The sequence below is a fragment of the Roseibium album genome, assembly GCF_001404515.1.
GTDB lineage: Bacteria > Pseudomonadota > Alphaproteobacteria > Rhizobiales > Stappiaceae > Roseibium > Roseibium album.
On record NZ_CXWE01000020.1, the window covers coordinates 2,501 to 6,646 of the forward strand.

General features: G+C 54.5%; 2 tRNA genes and 2 rRNA genes (1 of these 4 running past the window's edge). All 4 read left to right on the forward strand.

Annotated elements, in window-relative coordinates:
• Positions 1–58: transfer RNA gene (locus tag LA5095_RS31540), tRNA-Ala, on the forward strand (it extends 18 nt beyond the left edge of the window).
• Between the two features lie 558 nt (positions 59–616).
• Positions 617–3,339 (forward strand): 23S ribosomal RNA (locus LA5095_RS31545).
• Between the two features lie 259 nt (positions 3,340–3,598).
• Positions 3,599–3,713: ribosomal RNA gene (rrf, locus tag LA5095_RS31550) — 5S ribosomal RNA — on the forward strand.
• A 355-nt stretch (positions 3,714–4,068) separates the two neighbouring features.
• Positions 4,069–4,145, forward strand: a tRNA-Met gene (locus LA5095_RS31555).
• Position 4,146: the final 1 nt, after the last annotated feature.

A 4,146-nucleotide genomic window follows, 5' to 3' on the forward strand; every position in this document is an offset into this window, starting at 1 on the left:
GGAGAGCGCGTGCTTTGCAAGCATGAGGTCGTCGGTTCGATCCCGTCTGGCTCCACCATTCACTTCGTTCATGGTGTCGCCAGCCGACATTATGATTTGTTTGTCCTTGATCCTTCGGATCTGCGGGCAAACGGGTAAGGCTCCACCATTATTCTTGCGCTAGCGGCTATCGCCTGCTTGAGCGCGTGTTTGGTTCGCCGGGTTGCTTGCTCATGGTTTGCCTGGAACGGGAGTTCCGGAGCGCAGCGGAGGCTAGAGCCGCAGGCTCGCTCAGCCGTGATTGCAAGGAAAACAAGCTTGTTTTTGAAGAAGAAACCGTTTTGCGATGATTGTTCTGATCATCGCTTGTTCTTGACATCGTTGAAGAGAAGATTTTTTTGATCTCTGTGTTGGCGCTCAAGTGGCGCGAAGCGCGGTAGCGCGGGAAACCAATGCAGGGCTCCACGATTAAGTGGTTTGTCAGCTTGACCGCATGGCAATCAAAGAAATCTCGTGAAACTGGTCTTAATTAATCAATGATCGGTTTGTTTGAAGCTGGCTTGCGCCTGGGTGTAAAAGGTACCCGGGAGTTTTGCTTGTGGATGGCAGGCCATTGATGAGCATTGATAATGAGAGTGATCAAGTGTCTTAAGGGCATTCGGTGGATGCCTTGGCGACAAGAGGCGATGAAGGACGTGATACGCTGCGATAAGCGTCGGGGAGCTGCGAATAAGCTTTGATCCGGCGATTTCCGAATGGGGAAACCCACTCCGTATGGAGTACCCGCAAGGGAGCAAACCCGGGGAACTGAAACATCTAAGTACCCGGAGGAAAGGACATCAACCGAGACTCCGCTAGTAGTGGCGAGCGAACGCGGACCAGGCCAGTGGCTATAGGATAAGAACCGGAACCGTCTGGAAAGTCGGGCCTTAGTGGGTGACAGCCCCTTACGGGTAGAAATTCTTATAGTCCTTGAGTAGGGCGGGACACGTGAAATCCTGTCTGAACATGGGGGGACCACCCTCCAAGCCTAAGTACTCCTTGTCGACCGATAGCGAACAAGTACCGTGAGGGAAAGGTGAAAAGCACCCCGACGAGGGGAGTGAAACAGATCCTGAAACCGGATGCCTACAAACAGTTGGAGGGCGCAAGCCTGACAGCGTACCTTTTGTATAATGGGTCAGCGACTTAATTTAACGAGCAAGCTTAAGCCGATAGGTGTAGGCGTAGCGAAAGCGAGTCTGAACAGGGCGTTTTAGTTCGTTGGATTAGACCCGAAACCGAGTGATCTAGCCATGGCCAGGTTGAAGGTGCGGTAACACGCACTGGAGGACCGAACCCACGCCTGTTGAAAAAGTCGGGGATGAGCTGTGGCTAGGGGTGAAAGGCCAATCAAACTCGGAAATAGCTGGTTCTCCGCGAAATCTATTTAGGTAGAGCGTCGGATGAATACTCTCGGGGGTAGAGCACTGGATGGGCTATGGGGGCTTACCGCCTTACTGATCCTAACCAAACTCCGAATACCGAGAAGTACTATCCGGCAGACACACAGTGGGTGCTAACGTCCATTGTGGAGAGGGAAACAACCCTGACCGCCAGTTAAGGTCCCTAAGTTATGGCTAAGTGGGAAAGGATGTAGGACTCCCAAAACAACCAGGATGTTGGCTTAGAAGCAGCCATCATTTAAAGAAAGCGTAACAGCTCACTGGTCTAAATAAGGGGTCCCGCGCCGAAAATGTACCGGGGCTCAAGCCATACACCGAAACTGCGGGTGCATCTTATGATGCGCGGTAGCGGAGCGTTCTGTAAGTCTGCGAAGGGATACCTGTGAGGGGTCCTGGAGATATCAGAAGTGCGAATGCTGACATGAGTAACGATAAAGCGGGTGAGAGACCCGCTCGCCGAAAGTCCAAGGGTTCCTGCGCAACGCTAATCGGCGCAGGGTTAGCCGGCCCCTAAGGCGAGGCCGAAAGGCGTAGTCGATGGGAATGCAGTTAATATTCTGCAGCTTGGTGGTAGTGACGGATGCAGTGTGTTGTATCTCCTTATTGGATTGGGGGTGCAGCGAATGTGTTCCAGGAAATAGCTCCACTTTATAAACCGTACCCGAAACCGACACAGGTGGACTGGTAGAGAATACCAAGGCGCTTGAGAGAACTATGCTGAAGGAACTCGGCAAAATGCTCCCGTAAGTTCGCGAGAAGGGAGACCTCGGTCCGGGCAACCGGATTGGGGTGGCACAGACCAGGGGGTGGCGACTGTTTATCAAAAACACAGGGCTCTGCGAAGCCGCAAGGCGACGTATAGGGTCTGACGCCTGCCCGGTGCTGGAAGGTTAAGAGGAGGTGTGCAAGCACCGAATTGAAGCCCCAGTAAACGGCGGCCGTAACTATAACGGTCCTAAGGTAGCGAAATTCCTTGTCGGGTAAGTTCCGACCTGCACGAATGGCGTAACGACTTCCCCGCTGTCTCCAGCATAGACTCAGTGAAATTGAATTCCCCGTGAAGATGCGGGGTTCCTGCGGTCAGACGGAAAGACCCCGTGCACCTTTACTACAGCTTCACACTGGTATTCGTCACGACATGTGTAGGATAGGTGGTAGACGTTGAAGCCTTGGCGCCAGCTGAGGTGGAGTCACCCTTGAAATACCACCCTTGTCGTCATGGATATCTAACCGCGGTACAACAATATCCGGGACCGTGTGTGGCGGGTAGTTTGACTGGGGCGGTCGCCTCCCAAATGGTAACGGAGGCGCGCGAAGGTGGGCTCAGAGCGGTCGGAAATCGCTCGTTGAGTGCAATGGCATAAGCCTGCCTGACTGCGAGACTGACAAGTCGAGCAGAGACGAAAGTCGGCCATAGTGATCCGGTGGTCCCTCGTGGAAGGGCCATCGCTCAACGGATAAAAGGTACGCCGGGGATAACAGGCTGATGATGCCCAAGAGTCCATATCGACGGCATTGTTTGGCACCTCGATGTCGACTCATCACATCCTGGGGCTGGAGCAGGTCCCAAGGGTTTGGCTGTTCGCCAATTAAAGTGGTACGTGAGTTGGGTTCAGAACGTCGCGAGACAGTTCGGTCCCTATCTGCCGTGGGTGTAGGAGAATTGAGAGGATCTGTCCCTAGTACGAGAGGACCGGGATGGACGTACCTCTGGTGGACCTGTTGTGGCGCCAGCCGCATTGCAGGGTAGCTATGTACGGAAGGGATAACCGCTGAAAGCATCTAAGCGGGAAACCCACCTCAAAACCAGTTCTCCCTGAAGAGCCGTGGAAGACCACCACGTCGATAGGAAGCGTGTGGAAGTGTGGCAACGCATGAAGCTTAGCTTTACTAATAGCTCGTTTGGCTTGATCCTCTCATTAGTCAATGCTCATCTTTTAAAAGCGCCAAAGGCGCTTTGAAACGATCATTTTAAGTGCACTACCGCCTAGCGGCTACTTGAGTGCGTTTGAAATGATCAAACCAAGACCAGTTTTACCCCTCGTGGAAACACAGTTCGAAGCGCAAGCTTCGCAAGGCCAAGCGGCCGCCGCCCGGTCAGGGCGCGCTCCCGCAGGCCAGCGCTTGAAAAGCGCGGTGCGGCCGTGAGGGAAAAGCAAACTGCGCTTCGCCGGCCTGGTGGCCTCAGCGGGGAGCCCCCACCCGATCCCATCCCGAACTCGGCCGTGAAACTCCCCAGCGCCAATGGTACTGCATCTTAAGGTGTGGGAGAGTAGGTCGTCGCCAGGCCTGCAAAACGCAGTTTGACATTTTTAGTGCGCTACCGCCTATCGGCTGCTTGAGCGCGCATCTCTTCAACATAGCGCTCACGGCCGCATCGGGCTTCGCCCTGGCCTCCCAAATCCAGGCTTTTTGGGGCGGCCAAAAGTGGCCGGCGCGCACTTGCGCTTGCCTTCGCTGCGCTTCGGAACTCTTGTCCCTTAACAGCGCAGCATCCAAGGCAACAAAATTCCAGGGCATGCCCCAGATGGAGCAGCCCACGCGACGCCCGCAGATCCGAAAGGATCGAGGACGCGCTAAACAAAAATGACCGGGCAAACAAAGCCCTCGCCGGAAACTTCGGTTCCCGAGCACACAAAAATAACGCGGGATGGAGCAGTCCGGTAGCTCGTCAGGCTCATAACCTGAAGGTCGCAGGTTCAAATCCTGCTCCCGCAACCAA